The organism is Agarivorans sp. QJM3NY_33 (assembly GCF_050870865.2).
In the GTDB taxonomy this organism is placed as follows: Bacteria; Pseudomonadota; Gammaproteobacteria; order Enterobacterales; family Celerinatantimonadaceae; genus Agarivorans.
Genome location: NZ_CP194039.2, coordinates 301,168 through 318,264 on the forward strand (window position 1 = coordinate 301,168; position 17,097 = coordinate 318,264).

At 48.1% G+C, this 17,097-nt stretch carries 12 protein-coding genes; 1 reads left to right on the top strand and 11 read right to left on the bottom strand.

Going from position 1 to position 17,097, the window contains the following annotated elements; all coding sequences use genetic code 11:
* Positions 1 to 290 precede the first annotated feature (290 nt).
* From ACRRSY_RS01365 to ACRRSY_RS01410, 10 genes are all read right to left on the bottom strand, one after another.
* The gene (locus tag ACRRSY_RS01365; protein WP_432464226.1) at positions 291 to 2,555 is read right to left on the bottom strand and encodes a hypothetical protein; all 2,265 of its coding nucleotides are present in this window, start codon (positions 2,553 to 2,555) and stop codon (positions 291 to 293) included.
* A 128-nt stretch (positions 2,556 to 2,683) separates the two neighbouring features.
* Complete coding sequence (gene arnF, locus ACRRSY_RS01370) at positions 2,684 to 3,118, bottom strand: 4-amino-4-deoxy-L-arabinose-phosphoundecaprenol flippase subunit ArnF (protein WP_432454996.1); 435 nt, start codon at positions 3,116 to 3,118, stop codon at positions 2,684 to 2,686.
* Positions 3,109 to 3,465, bottom strand: coding sequence for an EamA family transporter (locus ACRRSY_RS01375; protein ID WP_432454995.1), 357 nt, complete (start codon positions 3,463 to 3,465; stop codon positions 3,109 to 3,111). Before ACRRSY_RS01375 ends, arnF begins: the two co-directional genes overlap by 10 nt.
* Entirely contained in the window at positions 3,462 to 5,117 is a 1,656-nt protein-coding gene (gene arnT, locus ACRRSY_RS01380) for a lipid IV(A) 4-amino-4-deoxy-L-arabinosyltransferase (protein ID WP_432464227.1), read from the bottom strand. Before arnT ends, ACRRSY_RS01375 begins: the two co-directional genes overlap by 4 nt.
* A gap of 13 nt (positions 5,118 to 5,130) precedes the next feature.
* Positions 5,131 to 6,045 (bottom strand): 4-deoxy-4-formamido-L-arabinose-phosphoundecaprenol deformylase, encoded by a 915-nt coding sequence (gene arnD / locus ACRRSY_RS01385; RefSeq protein ID WP_432454993.1) that lies wholly within the window; start codon positions 6,043 to 6,045, stop codon positions 5,131 to 5,133.
* Positions 6,046 to 6,047: 2 nt separating this feature from the next.
* Positions 6,048 to 8,024 carry a bifunctional UDP-4-amino-4-deoxy-L-arabinose formyltransferase/UDP-glucuronic acid oxidase ArnA gene (gene arnA / locus ACRRSY_RS01390; RefSeq protein ID WP_432464228.1) on the bottom strand — a complete coding sequence of 659 codons (1,977 nt, stop codon included), beginning with the start codon at positions 8,022 to 8,024 and terminating at the stop codon, positions 6,048 to 6,050.
* Between the two features lie 39 nt (positions 8,025 to 8,063).
* A complete protein-coding gene (gene arnC / locus ACRRSY_RS01395; protein ID WP_432464229.1) occupies positions 8,064 to 9,062 on the bottom strand; it encodes an undecaprenyl-phosphate 4-deoxy-4-formamido-L-arabinose transferase in 999 nt (332 codons plus the stop codon).
* Positions 9,052 to 10,227 (bottom strand): UDP-4-amino-4-deoxy-L-arabinose aminotransferase, encoded by a 1,176-nt coding sequence (gene arnB, locus ACRRSY_RS01400; protein WP_432464230.1) that lies wholly within the window; start codon positions 10,225 to 10,227, stop codon positions 9,052 to 9,054. Before arnB ends, arnC begins: the two co-directional genes overlap by 11 nt.
* A gap of 221 nt (positions 10,228 to 10,448) precedes the next feature.
* A complete protein-coding gene (gene glpD / locus ACRRSY_RS01405) occupies positions 10,449 to 11,984 on the bottom strand; it encodes a glycerol-3-phosphate dehydrogenase (protein WP_432460675.1) in 1,536 nt (511 codons plus the stop codon).
* A gap of 291 nt (positions 11,985 to 12,275) precedes the next feature.
* Entirely contained in the window at positions 12,276 to 13,067 is a 792-nt protein-coding gene (locus tag ACRRSY_RS01410; RefSeq protein ID WP_432454988.1) for a DeoR/GlpR family transcriptional regulator, read from the bottom strand.
* A 203-nt stretch (positions 13,068 to 13,270) separates the two neighbouring features.
* Between ACRRSY_RS01410 and glpK the strand changes: the two genes are divergently transcribed.
* Complete coding sequence (gene glpK / locus ACRRSY_RS01415) at positions 13,271 to 14,791, top strand: glycerol kinase GlpK (RefSeq protein ID WP_432454987.1); 1,521 nt, start codon at positions 13,271 to 13,273, stop codon at positions 14,789 to 14,791.
* A 59-nt stretch (positions 14,792 to 14,850) separates the two neighbouring features.
* Here glpK and recG read toward each other — a convergent pair whose 3' ends face one another.
* The gene (gene recG, locus ACRRSY_RS01420; protein WP_432464231.1) at positions 14,851 to 16,932 is read right to left on the bottom strand and encodes an ATP-dependent DNA helicase RecG; all 2,082 of its coding nucleotides are present in this window, start codon (positions 16,930 to 16,932) and stop codon (positions 14,851 to 14,853) included.
* Positions 16,933 to 17,097 lie beyond the last annotated feature (165 nt).

Genomic DNA, 17,097 nt, shown 5'->3' on the forward strand with positions numbered 1-17,097 from the left:
GGGGCACCGCAAGCTTGGTTAGGGCTGTACTTGGTCGAGAGGATAGCGACACGGTTGTACTTGTGGTGTTTGGATAAATTGATGTTGTTCTACAAGATAACGGCGTTGCGAACGGTGATGCTCGAGGCTCATCGAAGGGGCACCGCAAGCTTAGCTAGGGCTGTACTTGGTTGAGAGGATAGCGACACGACTGTACTTGTGGCGTTTGGACAAATTGATGTTGTTCTACAAGATAACGGCGTTGCGAACGGTGATGCTCGAGGCTCATCGAAGGGGCACCGCAAGCTTAGCTAGGGCTGTACTTGGTTGAGAGGATAGCGACACGGCTGTACTTGTGGCGTTTGGACAAATTGATGTTGTTCTACAAGATAACGGCGTTGCGAACGATAGTGGTCGAAGCTCATTGTCGGTGCGCTCCAGTGACCATCAATGGTATGCACTAAGCGCCAACAAGGCTGGTCGGCGACCACAAACTGTAAATTGTCGAAGCGTTGAGCGGCTAAATCGATATCACCTTGGAGGGTAAGTTGGTAGCGCAAACCGGGTAAGCGTTGGGGGGCAAAACTTAACTTCCCTTGACCAATGGTGGCGCTAAGCGCCAGATTAGTAAATTGAGTCAAGCCCTTTGGTAAGCTGTTCGGTGCTTGCCAAAAAACAGCGAGTCCGTTGGCAATCAAGGGATTGGGATCTTCGAAGTATTGCCGGGGGCTTTCGATGATTTGGTCAAGGGTGACTTCCAGATCGACACCGGGGAGTTGCAATAACTGACTATGTAAATCGATACTACCGTCGATATTATGATTAAAGTCTTGCAGCTTGCCGTGTAGTTTGCCGCTAAAGGTCAGATCGCCTAATAACTTGAAATCGCGATTATTGGCTAACCTCGCCAATGAGCTTAAGTTGAGTAACAATCCTGAAATTTCAGCTTTCCAAGGTTTGTGCTGTTGATCTAATAAAGCTTGTCCCTGTAATTCAAATTGGCCCAGCGGTAGTTCCCCGTATAAATTGAAATAGCCTAGTTGTTGTTCTGCTCCGACATCCATGCTGACATGGCTCAGCGCGATCCCTCGAAAGGCCAGTTCTGGCGCTTCAATGAATAATTGAGCACTGGGTTGCCAGAGTTGCTCGATATTCTGCCATTGACCATCTTTGAGCAGCGCTAAATGACGTAACTCAACATTTAAGCCTTCAGCCGAGAATGGAAACTGATCCAAATAAGACAGCAGTTTTACCTGTTGTAAATTGACCTGCTCAATATTAAGTTGTTGTAATCGAGGGCTTGTCGTCAGTGCTTGGGAGACTTGTTCAGTAGCATTGTCCTTCGTTTGCATCAGGCTTAGCCAACTAGGTTGAATTGGGATTTCACTATTGCTCAAGGTGAGCTGTTGGATGTTTAGCGCCGCTTGTTGCCAATGGTAGTCTAGCGCTAAGCTCAGTTTTCCTTTAAAGACATCGCTGCGGAAAGCATCGAGGGTAAAGCGCCCTTGAGCGACCGCCCCGCTGGCGGTGAGTTCACTTAATTGAAATTGGTCGAAGGTGACCTCATCAGCGATAAAGGCATAGTTAGCGGTGACTTGCTCTTGCTTGAGAGGCCAGCGGCTGTGAATATTTTCCAACTCACCGGTAAAGTGGTTGAGCACCAGATTATGCCCCGAAACTTGCGTGGCCATACTGATTTTATTGAGCAAGATACTATCGATATCAATTTGCTCAAGCCAACTGAAAGAAGGGAATTGTTGGCCCTGAGTGGATGCTTGGTTGGCTAATGGTGATTTATCTTTAGGCTGAGTAAAGTGCTCGATTCGAGCATTGTTCAATACCAGTTGTTGAACTTGTAAGTGTTTGTTGCTCAGCTCTCCTGAACCATAAAATGAACCTTGCCAGAGGTCGGCTCCAAGATGTGTGATGCTTAGCTTTTGGTTGCTATATTGAAGGTTGAGCTGTGGCAGTTGCACCTCTTGATAGGGGTTGTCCAGCTTTTCGGCACTGGCTTGTAAGCTAAATTGCCAATCGCTGGGGGAAGGATGAGCTAAGTCTACGGCAAAGTCTTCGATGCTTAATTCAAGCTGTTTTAGGTGATAACTTTGTTGGCCTTGTTGCCATAGTACGTCGCTGTCTTTGAGTTGTAATTGTTTGATCTGTAATTGATTTATCCAAAGCAGCGAAAAGTCTTGTTGGGTTGAGTGACCATCCGCGGGCTTGCTTGCTTGCAGCAGCTCGGGCCTCATTGCCAGTTGAGCATTTTCTAGAGTCACTAATTTTAAGCTTAACTGGCCCTTTAGAAGTGGTAGGGCTGCAAGCTCTAGCTGAACGCTTTTCGCCATGAGAGCGGCTTGCTCTGATTTGGCGAGTTCTAGACCGTAGATTTCAATACTCAGCGGATCAGTCAAAGACCAGTTACTACTTTGGTAAGTTAACTGCCAGTCACTTTGTTGATTGAACCAACCCAGGAAATCGCTTTTGTAGCGATCGGGGTGAAAAGAAAACAAGAAAAAGACTGAAGTTGCCAGTATTAGCAATAAAAAAATGGCAAATAAGTCAAGCAGGCGTTTCATGTAGGCAGCGTTTCCTTGCGACTAATTAACGTAATATTAATAAGTTGGCTATGTAGCTACAATACTTGAGTCTGCTTATTATTCATAGCCGCTTAGCCCTAGCTTAACTAAAACTGAGTCTTTAATCGTTAATCACCTTTATCTTTGCGTTTAGAGCTTGGCACAACCAAGGCTATTCCGCATAAGATAAAGACGATGCCAAGCGCTTTTAGCCCGCTAAATGTCTCGTCTATCCAAGGCAGGCTAACAGCCGCTATATAGACCAAGACATAACTTAAACTCAGCAAAGGGTAGGCTAATGACAGGGGGAGATGTCTTAAGGCCATCACCCAGCAACACATCGACAGCCCATAACAGCCAAGTCCAAATATCACCGCGAGTAAGTAGTGGTAGCTCGCGCTGAATAATAAGCCCCATTGCTGCTGAAGCCAAAGCTCGCTCAGTGATGAAAAATGCAGGTTGAGTTGGCTCATGCCCCATTTCATGGCCAGTTGTGCTAATGAAATAAATAGCACACTGAGTAAGGCCAGGCTGAGGTTATATGGGGGCGCTTTTATAGCCATTGACTGGCGCCTCCTAAAATAGCTACGCCGATCACAATCAAGAGCACGCCCCACCACTGGCGAGTATGCACTTGTTCCTTAAAGGCGAACTTGGAGACCAACAACATAATCACAAAGTTGCTGCTGAGCAGCGGATAGGCCACTGAAACATCCCATTGGCTGAGCACGCCTAGCCAGGAGATGGCCCCGAGCGCCAGAAACACGATCCCCAACAATAGCGGTTTTGCCAATAGTTTGCTGCGGATCCCCATATTGGGCTGCGCAACGAATAGTAGCGCGGCTCGTTTCTGCCAGTATTGGCTCAAGGAACTACAGGCGATTGACGTCAGTAATAAAAAAATGCTCACGGCTGACTCGGCAAGGCTTGATAGTAAAGTACAGTGTAGCGGCCGCGTTGAATGCGTTGGTCGGTGGCAGGAAGGGTATCGCCGAAATGGGGTTTATCACGAAAGTAAATCAATACTGGTGCTACTTTACGGTGTTGTTCAATGAATGTCGCTAGCGCAGCACTGGGGACAAACCGTTGCTGTGCATCGGGGTAGCTTAGACCATATTCGAGTTCACCTTTGGCGCTGGTTAAATACACATCACTGCGTTTGAAATACCAATTAAGGGCTGACATGGTATCGGGGTAATCGGCAACCAAAACGGTGTTAGCATCGACCAAGTGTTCAATTTGTTGAACAAATTTGGCCGGCATTTTTGAATAAATACTGAGGTTGGGGAAAGTCGCCCAAGCCAGCATAAATAGCGCCAAGGGCATCAGCATGTAACTGGCTACCTTACCATTTAAACTGTTGGCTTTAACTGCGACGACCGCCATTGCTGACCAAAAGGCGAAGATGCTAAATAGCAGCCAAGGTCGATAGCTTTCATCGGCGTCTAAGGGTAACTTGCCACTGAAATTAAGAATTAAAGTTGCTATTGCCAAGAGTGCGAACAACAGCGCATTTAGCCAGGATCCCCAATTGAGCCCACGACAGGAACGCGCAAAGGCTTGCTGAATGCCAAAGGCAAACAAAATCGCCAAGGGTGCCATAATAGGCAGAATGTAGGTGGCCAATTTACCCTTTGCTAGGGAGAAAAACAGCAAGGGTAATATTGCCCAGAGAAGGGCATAGCGTAACAGGGGAAGATGCATTTGCCCTTTTAAGTGACGCAGTGCGCTGGGGGACCAAAATAGCCAAGGTAATACTCCGGCGGCAACAAAGGGCAAGTAGTACCAAATTGGCGCCGAGTGCTGGGCATTTTCCGCAGCAAAACGCTGAATATGCTCAATCCAAAAAAAGTAATGCCAATAATCGACCTCGGCAGCATGAATGGCCAAGGCCCAAGGGAGGCAAGCCAGCAGTGCCAGTAACATCACCCACCAGCCCCATTTAATAATTTGTTTAAATTGCTGACTCCACAGCATATAAGGCACGACCACCAGCACCGGTAGCGCTAAGGCCAGAAAGCCCTTGGTGAGTACCGCAAAACCACAATATAAACCGGCCAAACCATAATATTTAGCGCGTTGCCGGGTCGTGTCACTGCGGATGGCAAAATAGAAAGCGGTAAAACTGGCGGTGAGCCAAAGGTTTAACATGCTGTCGAGCACACTATAAGTCCCTATCCCAGAGACCATGAACATACTGAGATAGATCCCACTAGCGAGCCAGGCAATTGAGCGTGAAGCAAACCGCCAGAGTAATAACCATAGGCAGAAAGCTGCGCCAAGCGCGCTAAAGGCTGATGAGGCTCGCACTGCAAAATTGTTTTCGCCAAATACCAGCTGCGCCAAAGCGTTCATCCAATAGCCCATCACGGGCTTCTCGAAATAACGTAGACCATTAAAGTGCGGTACGATCCAGTCGCCGGAGGCGACCATTTCTCGTGAGATTTCGGCATAACGTAATTCGTCGGGAGACCAGAGATCGCGCAGCCCTAAAGGCAGTAAATACAGTAGGATAAAGAAAATGGGAACCCAGCTAGATAATTTAAGTTGTGTGTGACGCATGTTTGTTCCTAGCTTAGCTACTGATTGGTCTCACAAGCGAGGCTTGGTGACTCAGCCAGCCCTCACGACCCTCTATTTCAATGTTTAAGATACTGTCCTGCGGCCAAGTCTCGTAATGCTGATCGAGTAGGTCGCTCAGTGGCACAAACTCAATGTTGTGCTGCTTCGCTTGGATCAGCAATTGCTCAAACATTTCCGCACAAACAATGCCTTCCACTTCAGCGTGGATGGTATAAACATTGAGTGCATCCGGTTTAATTTTGTCGAGAATGGCTTGGTTATAGTTATGCTCGTCTACGCCTTCTTGACCGATCAGTTCATCATAGGTGGGTAGTGTCACTGGAATTTGGGGGGCCATGCCCGACTTGGGAACAAAGATCGACTTGCCTCTACAATCACTATTGTAACGAAATGGGAAGGCTTCCTTTTCATCGAGGGTCGTTTCGGTGCAGCGCCAGCCAGCAACGGCGCTGCAGCTGATCTCTTTGCCGATAATATCGGAGAGCATCTGGTAGCCTTTGCTGAGCTCTTTGGCTAACTCGGTGGGTGACATACTGTCGGTTTTCATTTGCCACTTGTGATGATCCCAAGCGTGCAAGCCAATTTCATGGCCAGCCAAATCTGCTTGCTTGATGACTGACGCGAGCTTGTGACCGATCACTGGCCCTGGCCAAAATGTGCCACGCAGAATGATATCCCAGCCATAAAGGCTGGCGGCCTTAGAGCGTAACATCTTCTTTAAGAAGGCTGGACGCAGCAGCCGCCAAATATGGCGGCCCATATTGTCTGGACCAACAGTGAAGAAGAATGAAGACTTAATTTGGTGCTCTTGGAAGATGTCTAATAGCTTGGGTACGCCTAAACGCGTGCCTCGAAAGGTATCAACATCGATCCGTAGGCCAACTTTAATCGTATCTTGGACACTCATGGTTATTCGTCAACAGCCGTTTTTAGGAAGAAATCGAGGGTTTCTTCGATGGTATCTCCCATCTTGATGGTCGGCTCCCAATCGAGTAAACGCTTGGCGTTGCGAATGCTAGGTCGACGGTGCTGAACATCTTGGTAACCATCCCCATAGAAGGTTTTACTTTCGACTAAATGGTAACCCGCAAAAGGAGGGAAGCGATCGCGTAGTGGATGCGCGGCAAATTTTTCAACCAGAGTTTCCGCCATTTGCTTAATACTTGCCTCGTTGTCTGGTGAGCCAATATTAATGATTTGTCCGTCACACAGACCATCCTTATTTTCGATAATCCGAAATAAGGCTTCAATGGCTTCGGAGATATCTGTGAAGCAACGTTTTTGCTCACCGCCATCAATCAATTTAATTGGCGTACCTTCTACTAAGTTTAAGATCAGCTGAGTAATCGCCCGGCTGGAACCCACCCGCGCCGAGTTTAAGCTGTCTAGGCGAGGCCCCATCCAATTAAAGGGACGGAACAGGGTAAACTTCAGGTTGTCTTTTTTACCATAGGCCCAGATCACTCGGTCGAGTAGTTGCTTAGAGGTTGAGTAAATCCATCGTTGACGGTTAATTGGACCGGTAATTAATGGCGAACTATCTTCGTTAAATTCTTCATCGGTACACATACCATACACTTCCGAAGTGGAAGGGAAGATGATGCGTTTGTTGTATTTGACACACTCGCGAACAATTTTGAGATTCTCTTCGAAGTCTAATTCGAATACGCGCAGTGGATTACGGGTGTATTCGATGGGCGTTGCGATGGCGACTAAAGGTAACACGATGTCACACTTCTTAATGTGGTATTCAATCCACTCACTGTGAATGGTGATATCACCTTCGACAAAGTGAAAATCGGGGTGGGTTAAATGTTGTTCTATCTGGTTGGCGCTCATATCCATGGCGTAAATTTCATACTTGCCATCGTCGAGTAAGCGTTTAGTTAAGTGATTACCAATGAAACCATTGGCTCCTAAAATGAGTACTTTTTGCCGTTTTTTGGCGGCGATCAGTGAACTGGCTTGTGGGCCAAAGCGCATGCCTGCGACGAGGTGTAACTCGCTGGCGAGTTGCTGGCCATTGAGATATAAACCCTGTTCACTTTGGCCAGTATTGACTACGATGGAGCCTTGAGTGCAAGCAATGGTTAGTGGCGTGGTCGCGACAATGGTTCCTGGGCTTGCATCATAATCTTGCTCGCTGATGCTGGTGCTCCAAAAAATCACCTTGCGTTCACCTAAGAAGGTAAATGCGCCAGGGTAAGGTTCGGTGACCGCGCGACAAAGATTGAAAATGGTTTGGGCGTTATCGGACCATTTAATTTCACCGTCGGCCGGGGTTCGGCGACCATAACAGCTGGCGAGGCTTTCATCTTGGGGGATTAAGCAATGACTACCCTCGATAATACTGGGCAAGGTTTGTGCGAGCAACTCACCACTGAGTTTGGTGAGTCGTTGGTGCAAAGTGGCAGCCGTGTCATCAGCATCGATGGCCAGTTTATGCTGTGCCACAATGTCGCCAGCGTCTGCTTTTGCGGTCATGGCATGGAGTGTGACTCCGGTTTCGGTTTCGCCATTCACTAGGGCCCAATTTACTGGCGCGCGGCCACGATAAGCCGGAAGTAAAGAACCATGTAAGTTAAAGCCACCTTTGGGCGCAATCTCGAGAAGCGATTGGCTAAGCATTGAACGGTAATAGAACGAGAACATCACATCGGGCTGTAGCGCCTTAATTTTTTCCAGCCATAGCGGGTGATTGACGTCTTCAGGTGCAAATACCGGGATCCCCTGTCGTGCAGCTAATTTGGCGACCGAGTCAAAAAATACATTTTCTTGACTGTCGTCGAGGTGGGTAAAGACTGCGGCAATATTGATCCCCGCATCGAGAAGACTTTGAATGCCAATACAACCAATGTTGTGATAGGCAAATACCACTGCTTTCATGGGTTATTCCTTAGAAGTAATCGCTAAATTTAGTTATTGCTATTGTTTTTTTTGAGTTTCATTGTGGGTCCGCGGCTGCTTAGTCGCTTCACCTAGTAGTACATCTTGCACATAGTAACGTGGTCGGGCTCTCACATCAGAATAGATCCGGCCGATATATTCACCCAGTAAACCAAGGCCTACAAATTGTGCCCCGACAAAAATAAATAGCAGTGCAAATAAGGGGAATACCCCATCTACGCCCCATTCCGCGCCATAGATAAGTCGCATTAATAACAATACCAAGCCAAATAATCCGCCGAGGGTGGCAATGACCCCACCCATAATGCTGAGCATTCTTAACGGTGCGGTGGTCATACTAGTGAGTAAATCAAACATCAAGTTGATTAAGCCCATTACGTTGTACTTCGACTCTCCCTGTTGGCGTTCACTATGCTCTACGTCGATTTCAACGGTGCGTCGAGCAAAACCATTGGCTAAGATGGGAATGAAAGTACTGCGTTCGTGACACTGTAACATTGCATCAACCACATGTCGGCGATAGGCACGCAGCATGCAGCCGTAGTCGTTCATGGCTACGCCAGTAGAGCGTTTGACTATTTTGTTGATCAGCATCGAGGGGTAACGACGAAGTCGGCTATCTTGACGATTTTTACGTACGGTCCCTACCGCATCGTAACCTTCTTCGGCTTTGGCCACCAAGTTAGGAATTTCTTCGGGAGGATTTTGTAAGTCGGCATCTAGTGTGACGATTAGATCACCGCGTACATGCTCAAAGCCCGCCATAATTGCGTTATGTTGTCCATAATTACGGTTGAGGATGACGCCCACCACGTGGCTGCCTTCTTCGGCTGCGGCCGCTTCAATTTGTTCGGCGCTGTTGTCTTTGCTGCCGTCATCGATCAGTAGTAATTCATAGTCCTTGCCCATGCTATCGGCTGCGGCACAGGTGCGCTTAATTAGTTCTGGTAGACTTGCGGCTTCGTTATAAACCGGGATCACAATGGAGACGAAGTGAATCTCTTGCTTATGTTTCATTAGAAGTTCCAATAAAGTGGGTGATGGCGTTTACCACTCGTTCGACATCGCTCAGTTGCATATCGGGGAATAGGGGTAAGGAGCAGATCCGCTGACTGTTAAACTCGGTATTTTGTAGATTAGGGTTTATTTCACCGAAGCGGCTCAGGTAATGGTCTCGATAGTATTTCTGGCTATGGCAGGCTTTGAAGTGAATGCCAGCGCCGATGTTGAGTTGTTTTAATTGGCTAATTAATTGGTCACGGTCAAAGCCACAAAGATGAGGCTCGACTCGGATAATCATCAGATGGCAGCAGTGTTGGTGGTCATATTCGGGGACTTGCAGAGGGCGAATGCCGGGCAGCTCAGCTAACAATTGACGATAATGGGCGACCAGTTTTTGGCGTTGTTGAGTGATCCTTGTTAAACGTTGCATTTGTCCGAGGGCAAGTACAGCGCAGAGATCCGGCATGTTGTATTTGAAGCCGGGTTCGATCACTTCGGCTTGGGGCGCGCGGCCTTGGTTCTCGCGATCAAAGGCGTCAACACCAAGGCCATGAAATTTAAGACGGCGGATCCGTTCTGCCAGCTGCGCATCGTTGGTGGTGAATATCCCACCCTCCGCTGTTGTGACATTTTTAATGGCGTGTAAGGAAAAGATGCAATGTCCTGTTTGACCGATGGGGCGGCCTTTATATTCACAACCGATGGCATGAGCAGCATCTTCAATTAGCGGGATTTGGTAACGCTCTGCCAAGGCATAAATGGCATCCAAATCTAAGGGGGCGCCAGCATAATGCACAGGGATGATCAACTTGGTCTTATCGGTGATAAGGGACTCGATCCGCTCTGCGGTGGTCATCAAGGTATCGGCATCTACATCCACAAAGACTGGTTTGGCTCCGACGAGGGTAATCAGGTTCACCGTCGATACCCAAGTCATGGATGGGGTTATTACTTCATCACCGGGGCCGATCCCTAAAGCGACTAAGCTCAGATGAAGACCCGCCGTCGCACTGCTTAAAGCCACTGCGTGTTGGGCACCAGTATGGGCTTTGATTACGTTTTCGAGCTCAGCATTTTTGGGGCCAGTGGTTATCCATCCCGATTTTAATACCTCAATTACGGCATCGATTTCTGGTTGCTCGATCGCCGGGCGACAAAGAGGTAGAAATTTTTGTTCCATCGGTTTCTCTCTAAGCGTTTTAATATTTTTATTTAACAATTACTGTTAAAACGCAGAAAGTCTAACCGCCTAGCCTGCTTAAAGAAAGCGCCAAAGACTTGCTCAGGCTATTGTTTTGTTAAAAACAATAGCCTGAGCAAGTAATTAAAAGAAAGTTTGCAGCTTGATTAGAAGGTCGATCCTGTGCGGCCGTCTGTTTATAGCATTATTGGGTTTTAACACTACAGTGTGACTACATTTTTAAGGTCGTGATAGGGGACGTTTCGAGACTCTTGTAAATAGTCCGCTAAAGCCTGTTGTTGGTCAGCATTAAGCTGTAAACCCTGTTTGGTGCGTCGCCATAAAATATCTTCGGCGGTGAAGGCCCATTCTTCAGCTTGCAGGTAGTCTACTTCAACTTGGTAGAGCTGGCCGCCAAAGTGTAGGCCTAGACCATGATGTTTTACCGCCGCAAGTAATGTTTGAATTTGGCGACCAAATTGGTGACACCAACGTTCGATTAAGGCTGGGTCGAGCTCTGCCGCGAGCGCTTGTTGTTGTGCGATAAATTCTGCGAGCGGTTGTTCTAATTTGCCGCCAGGTAAGGTCGCTTTACTGGTCCAGGGGGCTCCCATCGCTGATAGGCGAGGGGCCAATAAGGCTAAGGCTGCCTCGGCGAGTTTACGATAGGTGGTGAGCTTACCGCCAAATACAGACAATAGTGGCGCACCTTGTTCGGCTTCGCTGAGTTCTAAGGTGTAATCGCGGGTGACCGCAGAGGGGTCGTCGGATTCATCCTGACACAGTGGGCGCACCCCAGAGAAACTATGGATAACATCGTTGCTGGAAATTTGCTGCTGAAAGTGCTGATTTACCACATCGCACAAGTAACTTATTTCTGATGTGGAAATTGCCACTTTGGCGGGATCGCCGTGATATTCAAGATCGGTGGTGCCTATCAGCGAGTAGTCTTGCTGGTAGGGGATTACAAATACGATCCGTTTATCGCTATTTTGTAAGATGTAGGACTGGCTTTGGGCATGAAGTTTGGGCACCACAATATGGCTGCCCTTGACCAAACGAATACGACGTGGCGGCATGAGGTGCATTGCCTGCTCGATGAATTGTTGTACCCAAGGTCCTGCAGCGTTGACCAGACTATCACAGCGAAGTTGTTGGCGTTGATGGGTATTCTGGTTGAGTACTTCAACCAGCCAGTGCTGTGCTTCGCGTTTTGCCGAAATGACTTGGTGGCGAGGTGCGATATAGGCGCCCTGTTGCTTGGCTAACAGGGCATTACTAACCACTAGGCGGGCATCGTCGACCCAGCAATCGGAATACTCGAAGCCCTTGCTGATGTCGCTTTTTAGCACGCTGTCTTGGCCAAAGTACAAGCCCTTACACGCTGCTAAAGTACTGCGTTTGGCAAGATGATCGTAGAGAAATAAACCCATGCGAATCAATAGCCAAGGGCGAAGATGAGGTCGATGTGGTAGGCGAAAGCGCATCGGCTCAACTAAGTGAGGCGCCATGTTTAATAATACTTCTCGCTCTTTTAATGCTTCGCTTACTAAGCGAAACTCGTAATATTCTAAATAGCGTAGCCCGCCATGAATTAACTTCGAGCTGGCTGAAGAGGTGGCGCTGGCGAGATCATTTTGTTCGAATAAAGCGACTTTGAGGCCACGGCCTGCCGCATCTGCGGCGATACCGACACCATTGATGCCTCCGCCAATCACGATCATCTCATAGTGACTTTCAAGCTCAGTAGTTGGCATGGCTGGCCTCTTGAATGTATTTTCGTTTATGTTCGTTAACGAACATAATAGAACACATTTAGTTTAAAAAACAATCAACAAACGACATTTATTGATTAAATTAAGAACAATTTTATAGATGCTACAGCTTGGGCGCTATCGGAGCAGGAGTGGTGAGATGAGACGCTCGCTTTGCGCGATTGAGGTTCTGGGGATGGCGGACTGCTCCAGTTGAATTTCATGGCTGATAGGCTGCGCTTTTATGCGCCGTATTTAAGCCATGCCGAAAAAGTAGGCAGGGCATCAATAGGGTTAAGTTTCAGCAAGTAAATTAATCGGGTCTGGACATAGCACCAACGGTATTTGTGCTCGCTTTAAGATATCTGCGATGGCTTGTGGCACGGCTCTGTCACTGTAGAACTGGTCTACTTGGGCGATATTGCCGATGTTGATCATCGCATTACGACCAAACTTGCTGTGGTCTGCAGCAAGGATCACCTTGCGTGAGCAAGCGATGATGGCCTGAGTGACCCGTGCCTCATGATAATCAAAATCGAGTAAAGAACCGTCTAAATCAATGCCACTGACGGTGATCAATCCATAGTCGAGACGAAACTGATGGATGAAGTCAGTGGTGGCTTCGCCAACAATCCCTCCATCTTTATTGCGCAGGGTGCCGCCCGCCAGAATGACTTGAAAGTCATCTTTAGACATTAATATGTTTGCCACATGAATGTTGTTGGTGATGATGCGTAAGTCGCGGTGTTTAAGCAGAGCCTTCGCAAGGGTTTCCGAGGTGGTGCCGATGTCTAAAAATAGCGATGCGCCGTTGGGGATCTGTTCGGCGAGTTTACGTGCAATACTTTGTTTTTCTGTCGCTTGTTTAATTTTTCGCTTGGCGTAAGAGTCGTTCACGACGCTGCTACTGAGTAAAGAGGCCCCACCATGATGGCGATGGATGAGTTGTTGCTCGGCTAAGTTATTCAGATCACGGCGAATGGTTTGTGGGCTGACGGCCAGCGATTCAACGAATTGCTCGGTCGCTACAAAACCTTGAGTTTTTAATATTTGCAATATTTGCTGGTGGCGTTGGGTTTGTTTCACGACACGTGCTCTCATTTTCTTAGGAACATGCAGTTTAGCTTTTATTTGTGGCTTTGACGGAACTGCAGCGTTATTTGACTTAAAACTTAGCAATAAATGTAGCGAGTAAATTGAACCGTAGTCACGGAAACTTGCCAAATATCAGCTTAATGTTCGATTTCGAGCATAATATACAAATAATTCCTCAATATAGTGGAGTCTTTATGGAACCGGCACGTTATATCGTGGCTCTCGATCAAGGCACAACCAGTTCTCGGGCGATCATTTTTAATCATCAATCTGAAATTGTGGGTAGTGTACAACGCGAATTTACTCAGTATTTCCCGAAACCAGGCTGGGTAGAGCACAATCCAATGGAGATATGGGCTAGCCAAAGTGCGGCTCTTACTGAGGTGATGGCCAAAACTGGCATCACCAGCGAGCATATCGCCGCGATTGGTATTACCAATCAGCGTGAAACGACCATTGTCTGGGACAAACACAGCGGTCAGCCAGTGTATAACGCGATTGTTTGGCAATGTCGCCGAACCACCGAATTGTGCGAACAATTACGAGAGCAAGGCTGGCAAGACTATGTGCAAGAGAATACCGGTTTGGTATTAGACGCTTACTTCTCTGCTTCAAAGTTGAAATGGATCCTCGATAACGTTGTTGGTGCGAGAGCTAAAGCGGAAGCGGGAGATTTATTGTTTGGGACCGTAGATACTTGGTTACTCTGGAAATTAACTGGTGGGCGAGTGCATGCCACCGATCTGACCAATGCGTCCCGTACCATGTTGTTTAATATTCATAGCTTACAGTGGGATGAGACTTTACTGGCGCTGTTTGATATTCCCAGACAAATGTTACCGGAGCTAAAGTCTTGTTCCGAGATCTATGGAAAAACCAATATTGGGGGGAAGGGAGGAACTCGGATCCCAATCGCCGGGATCGCTGGCGATCAACAGGCTGCTTTATTTGGTCAGCAGTGTTTGCACCAAGGAATGGCCAAAAATACTTACGGGACTGGTTGCTTCTTGTTGATGAACACGGGTGATAAACCGGTGAAGTCGAGTCATGGTTTGCTCACCACCATTGCGATGTCCCTGAATGGTCAATTGAGTTATGCCTTGGAAGGCAGTGTCTTTATGGGGGGAGCTACTATTCAGTGGTTACGTGATGAGTTGGGCTTGATCCGCGAAGCCGCCGATACCGAATATTTTGCTGCTAAGGTCGCTGATACAAATGGCGTTTATTTGGTGCCTGCCTTTGTGGGTTTAGGCGCTCCTTATTGGGATCCACATGCTCGTGGCAGTATTGTCGGTTTAACTCGTGGGGCCAATCGTAACCATATAATTCGAGCAGCACTGGAGTCGATCGCCTATCAAAGCCGTGATTTATTAGATGCGATGCAGGCCGATGCCGGGATCCGTTTACAACAACTGCGAGTGGACGGTGGTGCCGTGGCCAATGATTTCTTATTGCAGTTTCAAGCGGATTTGTTGGCTACGGAGGTATTACGCCCCTCATTGATCGAATCAACCGCTTTAGGTGCGGCTTATCTTGCTGGTTTAGCGGTGGGCTATTGGGATGGCACTGAGAGTTTGGCTGAGATTAACTCGACAGAGCGTTGCTTTACGCCGAATATGCAAGCGCAACAGCGTCAGCAGTTGTATCAAGGCTGGCAGCGGGCAGTAGACAGTTGTCGTTCATTTTCTAATCTAGATGCGGAGCAGCCAGCATAGCGCATATTCTCAGGACATGGTGCGGTATGTCCGAACAGTGATTGTAAGTTTGGCTGTTGTTAGGCTTGGGCAAATTGCTCGCGTTCGGCTAACCAGCGGCTAATGAGTGGCGTAACACTAGCACTGTGTTGTTGCAGTAGTTGTTTGGCGAGGCTTTGCGCCTCGTGAATTAGTGCTTGGTCTCTGACTAAGTCGGCGATTTTGAACTCGGCAAGGCCAGTTTGTTTGGTGCCGAGTAGTTCACCGGGGCCTCGTAATTCCATGTCTCGCTGAGCGATCACGAAGCCATCGGTACTGTCGCGTAAAACACTTAAGCGCGCGCTTGAAGTCTTTGAGAGCGGACTGTGGTACATCAATACGCAGTGACTTTCTACCTCACCTCGTCCCACCCGGCCACGAAGTTGATGTAATTGTGCTAAACCCAGTCGTTCTGGGTTTTCAATAATCATCAGACTGGAGTTTGGCACATCGACACCGACTTCAATGACCGTGGTTGCGACGAGTAGATCGAGTTGGTGGTTTTTAAATTGCGCCATCACCCATTGCTTTTCTTGGGCTTTCATTCGTCCATGTACCAGCCCAATACGCAGATCCGGTAATTGTTTTTGTAGGGTTTCGGCGGTGTCTTCGGCAGCTTGACACTGTAATACTTCCGATTCTTCAATTAAGGTACAGACCCAATAGGCTTGACGACCATCTTTGTGGCAGGCTTGGTAGACTCGCTCAATCACCTGTTCCCGCCGAGTATCGGGCAGTGCTACAGTGGTTATGGGAGTCCGCCCCGGCGGTAATTCATCGATGATCGAAAGCTCTAAATCGGCATAGGCAGTCATCGCTAAAGTTCGCGGAATTGGAGTGGCGGTCATAATTAACTGGTGAGGTAGGGTATTGCTGCCTTCGATAGCTGCACCTTTTTCCCGTAGTGCCATCCGTTGATGCACCCCAAAGCGGTGTTGCTCATCAATAATCACCAAAGCCAGTTTGTGGAACTGGACTTGTTCTTGGAAAATCGCATGGGTGCCCACCACCATTTGCGCTTCGCCTGAGGCGATCTCGGCGAGTGCTTGTTGGCGTGCCTTGCCCTTTTGTTTTCCAGCGAGCCAGGCCAGCTTAATACCTAAGGGCTCGAACCAGCCTTGAAAGTTAAGCGCATGTTGCTCTGCCAATATTTCGGTGGGAGCCATGAGAGCCACTTGGTAGCCATTGCCCAAGGCCTGTATGGCTGCCATCGCTGCGACCAGTGTTTTACCACTACCCACATCACCTTGCACTAGGCGCATCATCGCATGGGCTTGTTGGGTATCTTGCTTTATTTCGGCGGTGACCTTCTGCTGGGCCCGAGTGGGTTTGAAAGGCAGCGCGCTTAGAAATTGTTGTTCGAGTTGGCTCACCAAGGGTAGGGCAATAGCCGCTTGGCGTTGCTGTTGTTGGCGTAGCTTAAGCATGCTGAGCTGGTGAGCGGCCAATTCCTCTATAATTAAGCGTTGCTGGGCCGGATGACGGCCTTCTTCCAATAGACTGAGTTGGCAATCTGGTTCCGGGCGGTGTAATAGCTTTAAGGCCTGGTTCATGTCTAAACCGTGCGGGCGCAGGTGGCTGGGGAGCCAGTCGACCAGCGGATATTGTTCTAGTAAGGCGAAGGCCTGCTCGCTAAGTTTACGTAGATTGAGTTGCTTGAGTCCTTCGGTGGTTGGGTAGACAGGAGTGAGTTTTTCTTCAACTAAGGGGGCGCTAACATCGCTCACAATGCTGTATTCGGGATGAATCATCTCCCAACCGTGCTTGCCGCGTTTCACTTCACCAAAGCAGCGCATCCATAAACCCTGTTGCATGGCTGCTTGCTGGGCGTTATTGAAGTTAAAAAAACGTAAGGTGATACTGCCACTGCCATCATTGATGCGACAGGTGAGCATACGGCGACGTGCATAGATTAATTCGGTTTTAGTGATCTCGCCATGAACAGAAACATGGCTGCCATGCAATAAGTCGTGAATAGGCCAAATATGGGTGCGATCTTCGTAGCGCAGGGGTAAATGGGTGAGCAAATCACCGACGCTACGAATCTCCAATCGTAATAACTTTTCGGCGAGTCTATCGCCAACACCTTTCAGGGCCGTTACAGGCAGGCTGCTAAGTTCCACGGGAAACCACTGTAAATATGATCATGTAAGAAGTATATATGAATTTTCTCATGAATATTACTTGCTTGCTCAACTTGCTTGCTCAACTTGCTTGCTGCTCGCTTAAGTATTGTAGAGGTTTAATATTTGCCAAGATCATATTTACCAATAATGGCATATGCTATA